12 protein-coding genes, 2 tRNA genes and 2 pseudogenes are annotated in these 16,292 nt (G+C 72.0%); 5 read left to right on the top strand and 11 right to left on the bottom strand.

Annotated elements, in window-relative coordinates; all coding sequences use genetic code 11:
• Positions 1 to 64: 64 nt before the first annotated feature.
• The gene (locus tag ACIP98_RS22670) at positions 65 to 802 is read right to left on the bottom strand and encodes a GAF and ANTAR domain-containing protein (protein WP_401977667.1); all 738 of its coding nucleotides are present in this window, start codon (positions 800 to 802) and stop codon (positions 65 to 67) included.
• Positions 803 to 970: 168 nt separating this feature from the next.
• Between ACIP98_RS22670 and ACIP98_RS22665 the strand changes: the two genes are divergently transcribed.
• Positions 971 to 2,002: a glycoside hydrolase family 6 protein gene (locus ACIP98_RS22665; protein ID WP_401977665.1), complete on the top strand. Its 1,032-nt coding sequence runs from the start codon at positions 971 to 973 to the stop codon at positions 2,000 to 2,002.
• A 45-nt stretch (positions 2,003 to 2,047) separates the two neighbouring features.
• Here the strand turns inward: ACIP98_RS22665 and ACIP98_RS22660 are convergent, their stop codons facing one another.
• The 6 genes from ACIP98_RS22660 to ACIP98_RS22635 form a co-directional block, all read right to left on the bottom strand.
• Positions 2,048 to 3,976: a kelch motif-containing protein gene (locus ACIP98_RS22660; RefSeq protein WP_319661567.1), complete on the bottom strand. Its 1,929-nt coding sequence runs from the start codon at positions 3,974 to 3,976 to the stop codon at positions 2,048 to 2,050.
• Positions 3,973 to 5,787, bottom strand: coding sequence for a glycosyltransferase family 2 protein (locus ACIP98_RS22655; protein ID WP_401977663.1), 1,815 nt, complete (start codon positions 5,785 to 5,787; stop codon positions 3,973 to 3,975). The genes ACIP98_RS22660 and ACIP98_RS22655 overlap by 4 nt, the downstream gene beginning before the upstream one ends.
• 396 nt (positions 5,788 to 6,183) lie before the next feature.
• Positions 6,184 to 7,308: a PP2C family protein-serine/threonine phosphatase gene (locus ACIP98_RS22650; RefSeq protein WP_319661565.1), complete on the bottom strand. Its 1,125-nt coding sequence runs from the start codon at positions 7,306 to 7,308 to the stop codon at positions 6,184 to 6,186.
• A gap of 74 nt (positions 7,309 to 7,382) precedes the next feature.
• Complete coding sequence (locus tag ACIP98_RS22645; protein WP_401977662.1) at positions 7,383 to 9,482, bottom strand: SpoIIE family protein phosphatase; 2,100 nt, start codon at positions 9,480 to 9,482, stop codon at positions 7,383 to 7,385.
• Between the two features lie 151 nt (positions 9,483 to 9,633).
• A tRNA-Lys gene (locus ACIP98_RS22640) sits at positions 9,634 to 9,706 on the bottom strand.
• The gene (locus ACIP98_RS22635) at positions 9,669 to 10,025 is read right to left on the bottom strand and encodes a LuxR C-terminal-related transcriptional regulator (protein WP_401583223.1); all 357 of its coding nucleotides are present in this window, start codon (positions 10,023 to 10,025) and stop codon (positions 9,669 to 9,671) included. The genes ACIP98_RS22640 and ACIP98_RS22635 overlap by 38 nt, the downstream gene beginning before the upstream one ends.
• Between ACIP98_RS22635 and ACIP98_RS22630 the strand changes: the two genes are divergently transcribed.
• From ACIP98_RS22630 to ACIP98_RS22620, 3 genes are all read left to right on the top strand, one after another.
• Entirely contained in the window at positions 9,985 to 10,401 is a 417-nt protein-coding gene (locus ACIP98_RS22630; RefSeq protein ID WP_401977660.1) for a hypothetical protein, read from the top strand. The two genes, ACIP98_RS22635 and ACIP98_RS22630, sit on opposite strands and share 41 nt — an antisense overlap.
• A 616-nt stretch (positions 10,402 to 11,017) precedes the next feature.
• On the top strand, positions 11,018 to 11,185 hold the full coding sequence (locus ACIP98_RS22625) for a hypothetical protein (RefSeq protein ID WP_319661562.1): 168 nt from the start codon (positions 11,018 to 11,020) through the stop codon (positions 11,183 to 11,185).
• Between the two features lie 552 nt (positions 11,186 to 11,737).
• Positions 11,738 to 11,810: transfer RNA gene (locus tag ACIP98_RS22620), tRNA-Lys, on the top strand.
• A gap of 55 nt (positions 11,811 to 11,865) precedes the next feature.
• On the opposite strand, the gene ACIP98_RS22615 is transcribed toward ACIP98_RS22620, so the two are convergent.
• The 3 genes and pseudogenes from ACIP98_RS22615 to ACIP98_RS22605 form a co-directional block, all read right to left on the bottom strand.
• Positions 11,866 to 12,621, bottom strand: coding sequence for an IclR family transcriptional regulator C-terminal domain-containing protein (locus ACIP98_RS22615; RefSeq protein ID WP_319661561.1), 756 nt, complete (start codon positions 12,619 to 12,621; stop codon positions 11,866 to 11,868).
• A 216-nt stretch (positions 12,622 to 12,837) separates the two neighbouring features.
• Positions 12,838 to 13,155 (bottom strand): annotated as a pseudogene (locus ACIP98_RS22610) (ATP-binding cassette domain-containing protein); the annotation flags it as partial.
• A gap of 4 nt (positions 13,156 to 13,159) precedes the next feature.
• Positions 13,160 to 13,524, bottom strand: a pseudogene (locus ACIP98_RS22605) (ABC transporter permease subunit); the annotation flags it as partial.
• Between the two features lie 143 nt (positions 13,525 to 13,667).
• Here ACIP98_RS22605 and ACIP98_RS22600 point away from each other — a divergent pair.
• Positions 13,668 to 15,152 carry an NAD-dependent succinate-semialdehyde dehydrogenase gene (locus tag ACIP98_RS22600; RefSeq protein WP_319661560.1) on the top strand — a complete coding sequence of 495 codons (1,485 nt, stop codon included), beginning with the start codon at positions 13,668 to 13,670 and terminating at the stop codon, positions 15,150 to 15,152.
• Positions 15,153 to 15,198: 46 nt separating this feature from the next.
• On the opposite strand, the gene ACIP98_RS22595 is transcribed toward ACIP98_RS22600, so the two are convergent.
• A complete protein-coding gene (locus tag ACIP98_RS22595; protein WP_401977658.1) occupies positions 15,199 to 16,290 on the bottom strand; it encodes an LLM class flavin-dependent oxidoreductase in 1,092 nt (363 codons plus the stop codon).
• Positions 16,291 to 16,292 lie beyond the last annotated feature (2 nt).

The following is a 16,292-nucleotide window of genomic DNA, read 5'->3' as shown; positions in this document are numbered from 1 at the left end:
TAGGGCAGACGGTCCATCACCTCCCGCATTCAGGCCATGACTTGACAATCAGTAACCGATTGTGTCAGGTCGCACCGTCCCGCAGCCGGTCGGTGTCGAAGCTGCCGGCCACCACGCCGGTCGCCAGCTCGGCCATCCGCAGCCGGTGGCTGCGCGCGTACCGGCGCAGTGCGCCGAAGGCCTCGTCGACGCCCACCCCCCACCGCTCCGCCAGCATCCCCTTGGCCTGCTCCACCACCACTCTGCTGTCCAGCGCCCCCTGCAACTGATCGGCCAGCGCCTCCTGTTCTCGGCGGGACCGGCGCTGCAGCACCCCGACGGCCGCCGCGTCCGCCAGCGCGCGGGCCAGCTCCACGTCCCCCGCGGGCGGCTCCCCGGGGCCCGCGCGCAGCACGCTCAGTGCGCCTATCACCTCCTGGCCCCGGCGCAGTGGCACCGCGTACGCCGCGTGCAGGCCGGCCTCCCGCGCCCGGGGCGCGAAGCGCGGCCACAGCTCGTCGCAGCGCGCCAGGTCGGGCACGTCTATCGTGGCCGCGCACCGGTAGCAGTCCAGGCACGGCCCCTCCTCGTCAAGGGCGGGCAGCAGTTCCGGGACCGCTCCGGCGGCGGCCGCGCGCAGTGCGCCGTCCGGCCCGGCCAGCAGCAGCCCCGCCGTGCGGGCGTCCAGCAGTTCCACACAGGCCGTGGCCAGCCGCCCGAGGTGGGCGTCCATGTCGAAGTCCCCGCCCAGGGTGTCGGCGAGCCCGACGAGGGCTTCGGCGAGCCGCCGTTCGCGCGGAAGGGGGTGCGGGTGTTCGGTCACGGCGTGCTCCCGCCATCGTCGGCCACGGCTCCGCCGGGATTCTGCCATGCCGGCGGACCGCGGCATTCGACGGGAAAACGGCAACTGACCCGTTCTGGCAGCACTTTGACGGATCGGTATGTCAGGATTGGCGCAGACCGGTCCCGTCCGCCATCCAAGGGGGAGTGGATGTACGGCACCTCCACCGGCCCGTTGCTCAAGGCCGCCCGCGCGGCGGCGGTAGCCGCCGTGCTCGCGGTGGCCCTCGGCGGCTGCTCCCGCGGCGACGGCGCCGCGGATTCCGGGCGGCACAAGGGCGCGCTGCAGAGCACTCCCATGGCCGGCGCCCCGTTCTGGGTCAACCCGGACACCGCCGCCGCCCGCCAGGCCGGCCAGTGGCGCGAGGACGGCCGTGAGGCGGACGCCGCGCTGCTGGAACGGATCGCGGGCCGCCCGGTGGCCGAGTGGATCGGCCCCGACGACCCCCGCGGCCAGGCCGAGGACCTGACGCGGGCCGCCGCGGAGGCCGGCCGCACCCCCGTCCTGGTCCTCTACAACATCCCGCACCGCGACTGCGGCCAGTACTCCAGCGGCGGCGCCGCCGACGCGGACGCCTACCGGACCTGGCTGGACCAGGTCGCCTCCGGCATCGGCGACCGCGAGGCGCTGGTGGTCCTGGAGCCCGACGCGCTCACCCACCTGGTCGACGGCTGCACCCCCGGCCGCTTCGCGCAGGAGCGCTACGCCCTGCTCGGCCACGCCGTCGACACCCTGGGCGACCTGCCGCACACCGCCGTCTACCTGGACGCGGGCAACGCCGGCTGGGTACGGGACCCCGCGCGACTGGTGGATCCGCTGCGGCAGGCCGGCATCGAGCGGGCCGACGGCTTCGCCCTGAACACCTCGAACTTCTACACCACCGAGGACAACACGGCCTACGGCACGCGGCTGTCGGAGCGGCTCGACGGCAAGCACTTCGTCATCGACACCAGCCGCAACGGCCGCGGCCCGCTCCAGGGCGGCCACGACGAGGCCTGGTGCAACCCGCCCGGCCGGGGCCTGGGCACCCCGCCGACCACCGACACCGGGAACGACCTGGTCGACGCCTACCTGTGGATCAAGCGCCCCGGCGACTCCGACGGCACCTGCAAGGGCGGTCCCAAGGCCGGCGACTGGTGGCCCGAGTACGCCCTGGGACTGGCCCGGCGCGCGGCGTCCTGAGACACCGCGCGCCGGGCCCCGCCCGCCCCCACAGGGACGAGGCGGCTACGACACCTTGACCCAGCGCGCCACCGACGGCGTGCCCTCCTCGTCGGTGACCACGACCATGTACCAGCCCGGCGGCACCAGCGACGGGTCCTGCGGCACGGTCAGCCGCACCGACCCCTTGCCGCGCTCGATGTCCAGCGCGATCGACCGCTGTTCGGTGTCGGTGGCGTGGGTGACCGCGCTCGGCCGGATCAGCCGCGCCGTGTCGATGTGGTCGGCGTACCGGGTGGGGAACGCCATCGAGCCGCCGCGCTCCACCGTCCGCGGGCCCTCGCCCAGCGAGGGCTTGGAGTCCCGGTACAGATAGGGCGGGGTGTAGATCTCGACGCGCTGCTCGAAGAAGCCCGGGGTGGTGTCGGCCTTGTCCCCGAACAGCGGGTTGGAGCCGAAGACCGCCACCCTGCCGTCGGGCAGCAGCAGCGCCTCGGCGTGGTAGTTCCGTCCCACGGCCGGGTCGGCGGCGTCCCGGAAGACGTCGCGTACCGGGTCGTAGATCTGCGCCCTGAGGATGTCGCTGCCGTTGCGCCCCCGGTAGTCGCGGGAGCCGCCGGTGGTGAAGACGGTGTCGTCCGGCAGCAGCACGCTGTTGAGGTAGCGCGTGGGCGCGGGCAGGTCGGGACCGTCGGTGTACGCCGGGCTGACCGCGTTCAGGTCGACCACGGCGGTGCGCGCGGTCGAGGAGTGGGACTCGCCGACCCCGCCGCCGCCCAGCACCATCACCTTCTGGTCCTGCGCGGGCGCCAGCAGCACCGAACTGGCCGTCTCCAGGTCCTCGGCGTCGCGGAGCCCGGGCACCGCCGTGAAGCGGTTGGTCCGCAGGTCCCACAGGCCCGGGACGCGGCCCTCGTCGGCCGGGCCGTAGCCGGCGTTGGCGCCCGAGTAGAAGATCTTCCCGCCCTGCATGAGGAAGAGCGCCGGGTAGGTCGGGAAGTAGCGCGTGGTGGTGTACGTCCACTTCCGCGTCCTGGGGTCGTAGATCTCGTTCTTCCCGGGGACGACCTGGCCGATGTCGTCGAGGCCGGAGACCGACAGCACCCGCCCGTCGGCGAGCGTGACCAGGGTGGGGTACCAGCGCGCCTCGTTCATCGGGTCGACCGGGATGTAGCGCTCCGCTGCCGGGTCGAACTCGTAGGCCTCCTTGATCCCCTGGAAGTCCTTCTTGTCCAGGCCGAGCTTGGTGGCCAGTCCGTAGAGGTTGTTCCGGTCCGGGCCCTCCAGGCCCCGGATCTCGTACTGGGCGGCGGTGTTGACGATCCCCGCCTCGCCCTTGACCAGCGACTGGACGAAGACCCGCACCTCGCTCGCGGTGACCGTGACCTTGCCGCTCTTCTTGTCGACGGTCTTCTTCGCCCGCGGGACGGTGACCGGGAACTCCGAGCGGAAGGTGCGGCCGTTCTCGTTGTTGACGAAGACCGTGCCCTGGGGGAACGTCCGGGGCGCGTCCGGGTTCTCGTTCTTGATCAGCATCGCGCCGCCCGCCCGGTCCACGGCCTCCTTGAGCTTCTCGTAGCGGGCCGTGCCGCCGGCCACCAGCAGCCGGCCGTCCGGCAGCTGGGTGTGGCCGGCGCAGAACATGTCCTTGGGGGTGTCGATCTCCTTGAAGGTGTTCTTCACCGGGTCCCACAGGACGCTCTTGAACGACTTGGCCTCGAAGTTCGTCTCGTCGTTGCCGGAACCCGCGATGAGCAGCACCTTCCCGGTGTGCAGCAGCGCGGCGTGGATGGCGTTGATCCGGTACTTCTTCGGGACCTCGAGCTGCTCCCAGTGGCCGTGGGCGGCCTTGTACTCCGGCTGGTTGATCTTGTAGTCGTGGTACGTCGCCGCGGTGTAGCTGTAGAGCGCGGGCGCGTTCATCCCGGCCAGGACGCTCACGGCGGTGCTCCCGACGGCGATCTTCCGCAGTCTGCGGCTCGGTCGGTAGGTCATCGGGCGGCGCTCCTGGTGCGGGCGGACGACAGCCACCAGACGGCGATCGGCGCGACGGCGAGCAGCAGCGCCAGTACCGCCCAGGTGCGCATCGCGACGTGGGTGTGGCCGTTGAAGAAGCTCGCGACCAGTGACCCGCCGAACACGAGCGTCCACAGGATGTGGGTGCGGAAGGTGGACAGCAGCCGGTCGGGGCTGGCCGAGTCGCCCTTGGGCGTGACCACGAAGCGGCTCTTGCGGCGCAGCACGGCGTCGATCAGCGAGCGGGCGTAGATCGGCGCCGACAGCGCCGACATCACCATGCCGGCCGCCCCCGAGGAGCCCTCGGGCTCGTGCGGGCTGACGTTGTGCCGCCGGTTCCAGACGTACAGGCCGATCTGCAGGGCCGCGGCGTCGCTGTAGAGCATCATCCAGACCTCGGAGTCGATCTGGACGCCGGAGGCGCCGAGTCCCAGGAACAGGGCGCAGCTGAGGCCGCCCAGCATCCAGTTGACCGCCGTCATCGGGTAGTAGACGACCATCAGCGTGTAGTTGAGCAGCCGGCCCGGGGACAGGGTGAAGGGCATCTTCCAGAACTGCTTGATGAGCGTCTCGTAGGTGCCGCGGCTCCAGCGCAGCTGCTGGGTGAAGAAGTCGGTCCAGGACGACGGGCCCTCCCCGACCGCGAGCACGTCCGGGGTGTAGACCGAGCGCCACTTGCGGCCGGTGGCCGGATTGCGCCGGCGGTGCAGTTCGAGGCCGGTGGCCATGTCCTCGGTGATCGAGTCGTACAGACCGCCGATGCCCTTGACGGCGCTGATCCGCACCGCGTTGTTGGTGCCCACGAACATCGGGGCGCCGTAGCGGTTGCCGGCCCGCTGGATGAGGGCGTGGAAGAGGAACTGCTGGCTCTCGGCGGCCTTGGTCACGGCGGAGTCGTAGTTGCCGTACACCTGCGGGCCCACGACGAAGGCGACGTCGGGGTCGCGGAAGTAGCCGAGCATCCGCTCCAGGAAATTGGGGAGCGGCACGTGGTCGGTGTCGACCGAGGCGAAGAACGTGTAGTCGTCGCCGTGCGCGTCCAGCCATGCGTTGTAGTTGCCGTGCTTGGTTCTCGCGCGGTAGGAGCCGGTGGGCCGGTTCCACCTCTCGACGCCCTTGCGGGAGAAGTGGTGCACCCCCAGCCGGTCGCACAGCCGCCGGACCTCGGGGTCGTCGCCCTCGTCCAGCAGCCATACGTCCAGGTTGCCGCGGTGGCGGAGCCGGATCGCGGCCTCCAGGGTCGCCCGCACCATCTCCAGGGGCTCCTTGCCCGGGACGATTGTGGTCAGGAAGGCGACCTTGGTGCCCTCCTCGGGGACCACGGGCACCGGGTCGCGGGCGACGAGGGTCGCGTGCGCGTTCGACGTCACGTTGATCAGCCGGAAGAGCTCGATCAGGCCGATGGATATCAGCATCACGGTGTCGCAGGCCGTCATCCAGCCGGGCGCGTTCGCCCGGCGGGTCCAGTGGGCCGGCTGCAGCAGCCAGGCGAGCAGCACCGCGGAGAGCACCGGAGCCGCGCCGAGCAGCAGCGCCGCGCGGATCCGGTGGGGCTCCTCCGCGAGCAGGCTGCGGTAGCGCACCCGGTACGGGACACCGGGCTCCGGTTCGGTCAGCGGGCCGGCGAGTCTGCTGTAGTGCTCGTAGTCGTACCGGGGCGCCACCGCGCCGGGCCGCGGCCGGGCCGGGCCGGGCCGGGTCTGGTGGGGTATGACCGGTACGGCGCCGGGCGCGCCGGCGTCGGGGTGGTCGGTGGTGTACTGCTGGGCGCCGGTCGGTGTCGGCGGCATGGGAATGCTCCCCCCGAAGCATCTGCGCCGCTCGCGCGGCGATGGTGTCCCGGGCGTTGCGGCCCCCCGCCCCCCGGGGTGTTGACACGTGTGCGGTCTGCTCCCGGTCGGACGACGCCGGCTTCGGCTCGTCGGCGACCGGACCGCGCTGGGTCACACCGCTGGCCCACCCCCCTTGCCGGAGCCGTCTCCCCTTGGCTCCGCTCGGTCAAAGGCGCCGAAACGGGTCCCTGTCCTGTCGTTTGAGGAGGATAGATTCCATTTGGCGCTTACATGTCCTGCGCGCACAGCCTTCCCGAATGCCCGTCTTGATCGCAAGGCGGGAAACGAGTTGTTAACCGGCCAAATGAGCGATTTGGGATGTCTGTTCGTTCATTCGGTCGACTCGGGCGCCGTTCAGGAGCGGGCGAGCAGCATGAGCACGGCGTCGTCGGAAAGGCTGCCGCCGGTGTGCCGCAGCAGGTCCGCGTAGAGCCGTTCGACCGCGGCGTCGAGGTCCTCCGCCGACCCGGCGGCCAGCAGCGCCGCGCGCTCGGCCAACGGGTAGAACGAGCCGTCCACGGCGCTGCGCGCCTCGATCACCCCGTCCGTGCACAGCACCAGGACGTCGTCGGCGCCGAGCGCCTCCTGCCACGGCCGGGGCGGCGCCCCCGACGCGAACTGGGACAGGCCGAGCGGCACCCACGGATCGGGCGGGTCGAGCGAGACGACCGTGCCGTCCGGGGCGACCCGCAGCGGGGGCACATGCCCGTAGTGCAGCAGCCCCACCTGCCCCGGATCGTTGAACTGCAGGAACAGCGCGGTGGTGAACTCGCCCGGCGACATGTGCCGCGCGACGCTCGCGTCCACCCGCTGCGCGACCCGGGTCAGCGCCTCCTCGTCGTACGCCGCCTCCCGGAAGGAGCCCAGCGTCACCGAGGCCGTCTGCACCGCGTCCAGTCCCTTGCCCCGGACGTCGCCGATCAGCGCGCGCACGCCGTGCGGGGTCTCCATCACCGTGTACAGGTCGCCGCCGATCTGCGCCGTGTCGGCCGCCGAGACGTAGCGCACCGCCAGCCGCAGGTCGCCCACCACCGGTCCGGGCGGCAGCAGCAGCGCCCGCTGGGCGGCCTCGGCGACCGAGTGGACGGCGGCGAACACCCGCCGGCCCTGTTCGTAGCGCCACGCGATGTAGGTGCCGAAGAGCGAGACCACGACGTAGGCGATGAGCTGCCCCCACAGCAGGGTGGCGGTGTCCGGCAGCCGTACCTCGTCGTACGGGAGCAGCGCCAGCTGCGCGACGAGCCCGGCCGCGCCGATGGCCAGGGTGCGCCGCCAGGACGTGGAGACGCTTGCCAGCGCGGGCGCCATGACCATCAGCGGCGCGAGGTAGATCTGCGGGCCGGCCAGCCAGTCGCTCAGTGAGATCCCGACGATCAGCAGCAGCGGCAGCAGCATCCCGCTGCCGACCGGTACGACCGAATCGAGGACCCGCAGAGCGGGTCCGCCGCGGTAGGGCCTTCTCCGTCGTGACGACCTCACCTTTAGAACATAGACAGACAAAGCTGGCAGTGGGAAACCCGGGCGCCACCGCCCGATCACCACGGAGCCCGTCGCTACACCCCGGCGGTGGCGGCGGGGCCCATCCGGGCCAGCAGCAGGGCGACGTCGTCGTCCGCCGACTGCGGGAGGGCGCCCAGCACCAGGTCGCAGGTCTCGTCCAGGGTCTGGTGCCGGGTCTTGAGCTTGAGGACCCGCATCAGCGCCCGCAGGCCCACGTCGAGGGACTGCCGGCGGTCCTCCACCAGTCCGTCGGTGAACAGCGCGAGCACCGTCCCCTCGGAGAGTTCCCGTTCCACCATGCGGAAGCCGATCCCGCCGACGCCGAGCGGTACGCCGTTCGGGATGTCGATGAGCTCGGCGCGACCGCCGGGGGGCACCAGCACCGGCGGCAGGTGCCCTGCGGTGGAGAACTGGCAGCGGCCGGTCCCCGGGTCGCACACCGCGTACACGCAGGTGGCGATGAAGTCCCCCTCGGCGCTGCCGATGATGTCGTCCAGGTGCCGCAGCAGTTCGTCGGGGGCCAGGTCGAGCTGGGCGAAGGCCCGGGTGGCGGTGCGCAGCTGCCCCATGATCGCCGCGGCACGCAGGCCCTTGCCCATCACGTCGCCGACGATCAGGCCCACCTTGCCGTTCTTGAGCGGCAGTACGTCGAACCAGTCCCCGCCGACCTCACGGACCGCGGGTATGTAGCGGGTGGCCATCTCCATGCCGTCCACCGTCGGCGGGTCGTGCGGCAGCAGGCTCCGCTGGAGGGTGAGGGCGGCCAGGCGCTCGCCCGCGTACAGCCGCGCGTTGTCGATGGAGATCGCGGCGCGCGCGGCGAGCTCCACGGCCAGGGTGCGGTCCTGGTCGTCGAAGGCCTTCTGGTTGCGGGTGCGGTAGAGGCCGATCACGCCGAGCACCTCGCCGCGCGCGATCAGCGGCGCGGCCAGGTACGAGTGCACCCCGGCCCGCCGCAGCAGCGCGGCGGCCCGGTCGTCCCGGGCGATCCGGCGCAGTATGCGGCTGCTCACCCGGTGCACCACCACCGGCTGCCCCTCGCGCACCGCCCGGGTGATCAGCCGGTCGGTCGGGTACGAGGCCGGCTCGCCCACCGGGTCGACGGCCCCGATCGCCTCGCCGGGGTCGGCCGCGGCGACCGCCAGGGCCCGGAACTCGGCGGTCTCGCCGGAGGCCACCCGGGACACCGTCTCACCGCGCATCACCGACTCCAGCACGTCGACGGTGGCGATGTCGGCGAGCATCGGCACCACGACCGAGGCCAGCTCCCGCGCGGTCTGCTGCAGGTCCAAGGTGGTGCCGATGCGGGTGCCCGCCTCGGCGATCACCGCCAGCCGGCCGCGGGCGGCCGCGATCTCCTCGGCGGCGTGGTGCCGCTCGGTGAAGTCGGCCACCGAGGTGGCCAGGCCCAGCACCCGCCCGGTGGGGTCCTCGATCCGGTAGTACGAGATCGACCACGCGTGGTCCCGCCCCAGGTCGGCGTACGTGCGGCCGACCGTCTCCAGGTCCAGCAGCGGTTCCCCGGTCTCCAGGACGGTCCGCATCGCCGTCTCGATGCCCGCGGCGTCGATACCGGGTGAGACCTCACGCATCGTGCGCCCCAGCATCGACGCGGCCGACAGGCCGTACATGCCCTCCAGGGCCTCGTTGACCCGCACGATGCGCAGCTCGGTGTCGAAGACCGCCAATCCGATGGGCGACTGGTCGACCAGGCTGCTCGACAGCCCCATGTCGGTCTCGACGCGGCGGACGGTGCCCAGGTCGGCGCCCAGCCCCAGGGCGAAGACCCCGCCGTCCTCGTCGAGCATGCGCATGTTGCGGAACTCGATGTCACGGACCGTGCCGTCGGCGTGCACGATCGGGAACACGCCCTGCCACACCGCACCCGCTCTGACCTGCTTGAACAGCTCGGTGACCAGCTCCAGCCTGGCGGGCTCCACCATGAGCAGCCCGGCGTTCTGGCCCAGCGCGTCGGCCGCGCTGTAGCCGAACAGCCGCTCGGCCTCGGGGCTCCACAGGACGATCCGGCCGTGCCGGTCGAGGACCATCGCCGCGACCCCGAGAAGGTCGAGCAGGCCTCCGGGCGTGGGGGTCCCGGGGCGTGGCCGGGCCTCCCTGTCCGTACCGGGCGGCGTTGCGTCGTGTGCGTGCATGGCCTCCTCGTACGCCCCGGCAGGGCCCCGCCGGAGCCCCTACCTCGTCGCTACGGCATATTTTCGCACCGAGTCCCCAAGGATGCCGCCTGTTCGTTCGGGGGCCGACGAACGAAGGCGTCCCTCCGGAGGAGGAACGCCTTCGTGTCTGTGCGCCGCCAGGGACTCGAACCCCGAACCCGCTGATTAAGAGTCAGCTGCTCTGCCAGTTGAGCTAGCGGCGCTCACCGACAGAGAGGATCCTACCTGACCACCGGGGGTGCCCCCGACCACGTCCTCCAGCAGCGCGGGGTCGTCGTCCAGCCACCCGAGGCGGACCATCTTCACCCCGGCCTGGAAGCGGCTGTCGGCCCCTATCTGCTGCATCAGCTCCGCCACGATCCGCCGTACCGTCCGGTCGGACAGGCCCAGCTTGCGGCCGATCGCCTCGTCCGTCAGGCCGGAGGCCAGCAGCCGGACGACCTCCCGGTGCCGGGCGGCCGGCGCGGCGCCCACGTCGTCGGTGAACAGGTCCGACGCGGACGCCCAGCAGTGCTCGAACATCTGCCGCAGCACGCCGACCATCGCGGGGCTGCGCAGCACCATGGCGGAGCCGCCGGCGCGGTCGTCCCTGGTGTCCGGTCCGAACTGCGGCACGATCGCCAGGGTGTGGTCGACGATGATCAGTTTCATGGGCAGCGTGGCGGCGGTCCGCACCTCGCCACCGTCGTTCACCATGGTGCGCAGATGGGCCCGGACGTGCGGCACCGCCGCCGCGGTGGCCAGGTGGATGGAGCGCATCGCGATGCCCCGGCTGAGCGCCTCCCGGTTGCGGTCGTCCGCCTCGAAGAGGTGGTCCTCCGGCAGCGCGCTGGGATGCATGGAGAGGATCTCGGTCGTGACGGTGCTGGCCGCTTCGTCCAGAATCGCGGCGATCTGAGCCGGCTGGGCGGCGACCTCGATGCGGGCCTCGGCGAGCTGGCGCATGTGCACCGGCTGAAACTCGGCCGCCAGTTGACTCAGTGCGGTATGGGTGTCGGTGATGGTGTTCACCATCTCCTCGGTCCGGCGCCGGCTGCCCTCGATGAGCTGCGCCATCGCGGTCGCGGGGGAGTGCACCGACCAGCCGCTGCGCGCGGACGAGAAGGGTGCGGCCAGGCCCAGCGACGCCAAGGAGTGCAGTGCGGCGTCGAGTTCGCTTTGTGACCAGCCAGTGAGCGTACAGACGCTTTCTGGTGTCCAGTCGGCGTCGGCGAGCGCCAGAGCGTAGAGTTCCTGCGCCCGGGCGCGCAGAAGGTCGTCGGTCACTGCTCGCACCCCCAATGCTTCACGTCACCCCCGGCTTCGATCAGGTTAAGGGTCGGCGCTCGTGTATGGACCCATCGGGGGCCATCCGGTCCCATGTGTCCGCATAGGGCCATGTCCGAATCCGGAACGTGAAAAGGGAAGACCACCGGCTCGGCGTCCGACAGAATTCAGTCAGTCGTACGGTTCCCCCAAACCGGCGCAGCACCCCCAAGCACCACCCCAGCTCACACTCCCAGGACAGGCCTGCCATGACATCGATTCGCCGCAACGCCCTTCGGTTCCTTCTGGGCGTCGTTGCCTCCATCACGATGGGGCTCATCGGCGCAACGGCAGCATCGGCGCAGCCTGCTCCAGACGGTGACATCGCCTGGTCGGCGCAGCACACCGGCCCCCACGCGAACGACATCGCCTGGTAGCACCCTGGGCCGTCCCACAAAGACAACACCCCCCAGCACTACCCCCCAAGCAACACCACCCCCCTCAAGAGCCACACCCCTCCCCCCACGCTGATGGGCCCGGCATACCTCCCCCCTCTTGCCGGGCCCTTCAGCATGCCCGGAAACAGGGCGCGGGTATCCGCCATGGCGGAGCGGTGAGTGGCCGGCTGCCCCACCGGTGGACCTCGTGTGCACGAGTTCCGCCCCACCGCCCCACCGCCCAAGTGCCCTTCGCCCGCGCCCCGTTCGGGCCGGCCGTCATGCCGTCGTGCCGGCGACCGCCCCCACGGGCGCGCTCGTCGGCGGCACCCGCCCGGACCTCCAGGGCCGCGCAGCCGCCGAGCGGGGCTGGGTGCCGGACCGGGCGGTCGCCGACGGCAAGGGGCAGGGCGCCCGCGGGGCCTCCGCCGTGGCCGGTAACGGTCCGGGCCCTCGGGCTGGGCCGGGCCGCCCCCGCCCGGCCGGTGCCCGGGGTCGGAGGGGGTGGTCATGAGCACCCCCTCCGACCCCGTATGATTGTCCCGTTCGCGCGCGCCGCTAGCTCAACTGGCAGAGCAGCTGACTCTTAATCAGCGGGTTCGGGGTTCGAGTCCCTGGCGGCGCACAGCGCAAGGGCGCCCCTCCTCCGGGAGGGGCGCCCTTTTGTGTTCCGTGCGGCGTCAGAGGGCGAGCGAGAGCAGCACGGGGGCCGCCCGCTCGTTGAGGGTGTCGGCGGCGCCCTTGAGGCGGTGGGCCTGGTTGACGGGCAGGGAGAGCGCGAGGCAGCCGACCGTCGCCCCGATGGTCACCGGGATGGCGGCGCAGACGGTGCCGATCGCGTACTCCTGCAGGTCGAGGGTGGGCGCGCTGGCCGGCTGGCTCTCCAGCTTGGTCAGCAGCACCTTCTCGCTGATCGTGGTCTTCGAGGTCAGCCGCACGATCTTGTGCCGGGACAGGTGGTCGCGGCGGCCGTCGTGGTCGAGCTGGGTGAGCAGGCACTTGCCGACCGCGCTGGCGTGCGCGGCGGAGCGGAAGTCGACCCACTCGTTGACCTTGGGCGCGGCGGGTCCGTCGGCGAAGTCGACGATCTTGACCTCGCCGTCGTCGTACCGGCTGAAGTAGACGGCGGCGCCGACCTCGTCGCGCAGCGCCATCAGCACGTTCTTGATCTTCTCGGCGAGCGCCGTGTCACGGCTGGCGCTGCCCAGCAGGACGAGCGATTCACCGACCGCGTACCCACCACCGGGCAGGGCGTTGAGGTAGCGCTCCCGGTTGAGCATGGCGAGCAGTTGCGATAGATATCCGATGGGCACGCCGATTTCGCGGGCGAGCTGCTCGGCGCTGACGCCGTGCCGGTGCTTGTCCACGGTCTCCAGCACGCGCAGCGCGTGCTGGACGGCGTAGACCGGCGCGACCTGTCGGTGCTCAAGCGCCACGGTGTCCCCCTACAGGTGTGACCGTTTGCGTCCTTGCTGTGGCTGCTGGTCACGGCCACCGCGCACGACGGACGGGACCCGGCAGCCGGGCCGCATTCCACGATAGCCTCAAAGCGGTTTCGAGTAGAGCCCGTTGAAGCTTTGTCTGAACGCCTCCGGACGTATATGCAGGAACGCGCCACTCTGGCATATGCCCAGGGCACGGACCACTTTCCGTCAGGGCACCGTACCGAGGAATTCCCGGGTCCTGCGGTGCTCCGGGGAGCCGAAAAAATGCGCTCCGGCGCACCCGACTCCACCACCTTCCCGCCGTCGAACATCAGTGCGCGGTCGGAGACGTCCCGGGCGAACCCCATCTCGTGGGTGACGCACAGCAGCGTGATGTCCGGCCGCATGGCGAGCGCGCGGGCGACGGCCACCCGCTGCTGCCGGCCGCCGGAGAGCCGGGTGGGGTGGAGCGTCCCGTTTGTCGGCCAGGCCGTCCAGTTCCCGCAGCTCGCGGCCGCGTTCGGCGGCCTCGTCGCGGTCCTGCCCAGCACGTGCACTTCAGCAGCTGGATCAACAGGTTGTTGAACGGCGGGATCATCTGCGGCCACGCCTGCGGCAGGACCACCGGCCGCATCCGCTGCCGCGGCGTCATGTTCAGCGCGACGGCCGCCTCCGCCTGGGCCCTGGGCACCGCGTCGATCGCCCCGCGCACCACCTCCGAACCGTGTACGCCCCGTAGTTGAGCCCGATCGCCACGACGGCGCAGGCCAGCGGCACGAGCGTGAAGCCCGGGATCGGCAGCGCGAAGAACAGACAGAACAACCGCACGTGCAACGAGGTGCCGCGGAAGAACTCCACGACGACCAGGGACACCCCGTGCACCGAGCCCCGGCGCGAACGCGCCGTGAAGCCCAGGAGCGAAGGCGAGCACCAAGTTCGTCCCCGTGTGGTGCGCCGGCCCACGAGGGCCGCGCCTACCCCGACGTACGGGAGGCATTCATGCGAATGTGGAGGGGTACCCGACTGCCCGGACCGTCCGGGAGAGGCAGGGAGCCGTGATGAGCGACAGCACCGGGATGGAAGACAAGCGCGAGCAACTGGTCGTGGAACGGGTGCCGAAGGGGCTGCTGATCGGCGGCCGGTGGCGGCCCGCGAAGGACGGCCGGGAGTACGAGGTGGAGGACCCCTCGACCGCGCAGCCGCTGTGCGCGGTGCCCGACGCCGGTGCCGAGGACGCGCGCGCGGCGATGGACGCGGCGGCCGCCGCGCAGGCCGGCTGGGCGGCCACCGCGCCGCGCGAGCGCGGCGAGATCCTGCGGCGCGCGTACGAGCTCATCGTCGAACGGCAGAACGACCTCGCGGTGCTGATGACCCTGGAGATGGGCAAGCCGGTCGCCGAGTCCCGGAGCGAGATCCTCTACGCCGCCGAGTTCTTCCGCTGGTTCGCCGAGGAGGCGGTCCGGGTCGACGGCGGGTGGGCGACCGCTCCGGACGGCAACGGCCGGATCTGGGTGATGCGGCAGCCGGTGGGACCGGCGCTGCTGATCACCCCGTGGAACTTCCCGATGGCCATGGGCACCCGGAAGATCGGGCCCGCCGTCGCCGCGGGCTGCACGATGATCGTCAAGCCGGCGCACCAGACGCCGCTGTCCATGCTCGCCCTCGCCGAGATCCTCGGCCAGGCCGGACTCCCCGACGGCGTCCTCAACGTGCTGACCACCTCACGGCCGGGCGAGGTGTCCACCCCGCTGCTGGAGGACCCGCGGCTGCGCAAGCTCTCCTTCACCGGCTCGACGGGTGTCGGGCAGAAGCTGATCGCGCAGAGCGCCAAGGGCGTGCTGCGCACCTCCATGGAGCTCGGCGGCAACGCGCCGCTCATCGTCTGCCAGGACGCGGACCTGGAGAAGGCGGTCGAGGGCGCCGCCGTCGCCAAGATGCGCAACATCGGCGAGGCCTGCACCGCCGCCAACCGCGTGTACGTGCACGACGACCTGGCCGAGGCGTTCACCGGGCGGCTGGCCGAGAAGCTCGGCTCCATGGTCGTCGGCCGGGGCACCGAACCCGGTGCCCAGGTCGGCCCGCTCATCGACAGCGCCGGCCTCGGCAAGGTCGACCGCCTGGTGCGCGACGCCGTCGCCGGCGGGGCCCGGGTCGTCACCGGCGGCGAGCCGCTCTCCGACCGGCCGGGGTACTTCTACCCGCCGACCGTGCTGGCCGACGTCCCGGCCGACGCGGCGATGCTCCGCGAGGAGATCTTCGGGCCGGTCGCGCCCGTCGTCACCTTCACCGACGACGACGAGGCGATCCGGCTGGCCAACGACACCGTCTTCGGCCTCGTCTCCTATGTCTTCACCGAGAGCCTGCGGCGCGGTATCCGCTACGCCGAGGAGCTGGAGACGGGCATGCTCGGCCTCAACAAGGGCGTGGTGTCCACCCCCGCGGCGCCCTTCGGCGGCGTCAAGCAGTCCGGGATCGGGCGCGAGGGCGGTTTCGCCGGCATCGACGAGTACCTGGAGATCAAGTACGTCGCCGTCGACGTGTGAGGCGGGCCGGGGGCGGCGCCCCCGGCCCGACCTGTCCGGTCGCGGGTCAGGCCTTGGGCAGCCCGTACACGTCGGCGACCAGTTCGTACGAGCGCAGGCGGGCCTGCGGGCTGTGCGCGTTGGCCGTGAGCATCAGCTCGTCCGCCCCGGTGCGCTCCACCAGGGCGTTCAGCCCGTCACGGACCTGCTCGGCGGTGCCGTGGACGATGTTGACCAGCCAGGAGTCGACGAACTCCCGCTCGGCGGGGCTGAACTCGTACGCCTCGGCCTCTTCGGGGGTCGGCACGAGCCCGGGGCGCCCCATGCGCAGCCGCAGCATCGACAGGGCTCCGGTCAGCACCTGGCGGCCGGCCTCCTTCTCGTCGTCCGCCGCCAGGGCGGCGACGCCGATGACGGAGTACGGCTTGTCCAGGACCGGGGAGGGCCGGAAGGACTCGCGGTACAGCTCCAGGGCCGGGACCGTGTTCGCCGCCGAGAAGTGGTGCGCGAAGGCGAAGGGCAGGCCGAGGGCGCCCGCCAGCCGGGCGCTGAAACCGCTGGAGCCGAGCAGCCACACCGAGGGACGCGCGGCCGACTGCACACCGCCGGGGGCGGTGCCCTGCACGGGACCGGGGATGGCGTGGATGCGGGCGTAGGGGTGGCCGGCGGGGAAGTCGTCGTCCAGGAACCGCACCAGTTCGGCGAGCTGCTGCGGGAAGTCGTCGGCGCTCTCGTTGAGCCGGTCGCTGCGGCGCAGCGCGGCGGCGGTCGCGCCGTCGGTGCCCGGCGCACGTCCGAGCCCGAGGTCGACACGGCCCGGGGCGAGCGCCTCCAGCGTGCCGAACTGCTCGGCGATGACCAGCGGCGCGTGGTTGGGCAGCATCACGCCGCCCGACCCCAGGCGGATGCGCTCGGTGTGCGCGGCGAGATGGGCGAGGATCACGGCGGGGGAGGACGAGGCGACCCCGGGCATGGAGTGGTGCTCGGCGACCCAGTAGCGCTGGTAGCCGCGGGCCTCGGCGAGCCGGGCCAGCTCGACGCCGGTGCGCAGCGCGTCGCTCGCGGTCAGGCCCGCGCCGACGGTGGCCAGGTCGAGCACGGACAGGGGCACGGGTGCGCTGCCGAGGGTGGTACCTCGTACGGGGTCGTTCGTCTCCACGG

This window comes from Streptomyces sp. NPDC088354, from assembly GCF_044753585.1.
Lineage (GTDB): Bacteria > Actinomycetota > Actinomycetes > Streptomycetales > Streptomycetaceae > Actinacidiphila.
Note: the sequence above shows the minus strand (reverse complement) of the source record. Positions and strands in the feature narration are given on the sequence as shown.

Coding starts and splice junctions, on each gene's coding strand:
- ACIP98_RS22665 (WP_401977665.1), top strand. CDS start 971: ATGTACGGCACCTCCACCGGCCCGTTGCTCAAGGCCGCCCGCGCGGCG.
- ACIP98_RS22660 (WP_319661567.1), bottom strand. CDS start 3,976: ATGACCTACCGACCGAGCCGCAGACTGCGGAAGATCGCCGTCGGGAGC.
- ACIP98_RS22655 (WP_401977663.1), bottom strand. CDS start 5,787: ATGCCGCCGACACCGACCGGCGCCCAGCAGTACACCACCGACCACCCC.
- ACIP98_RS22645 (WP_401977662.1), bottom strand. CDS start 9,482: ATGCACGCACACGACGCAACGCCGCCCGGTACGGACAGGGAGGCCCGG.
- ACIP98_RS22635 (WP_401583223.1), bottom strand. CDS start 10,025: ATGTTCGAGCACTGCTGGGCGTCCGCGTCGGACCTGTTCACCGACGAC.
- ACIP98_RS22625 (WP_319661562.1), top strand. CDS start 11,018: ATGACATCGATTCGCCGCAACGCCCTTCGGTTCCTTCTGGGCGTCGTT.
- ACIP98_RS22600 (WP_319661560.1), top strand. CDS start 13,668: ATGAGCGACAGCACCGGGATGGAAGACAAGCGCGAGCAACTGGTCGTG.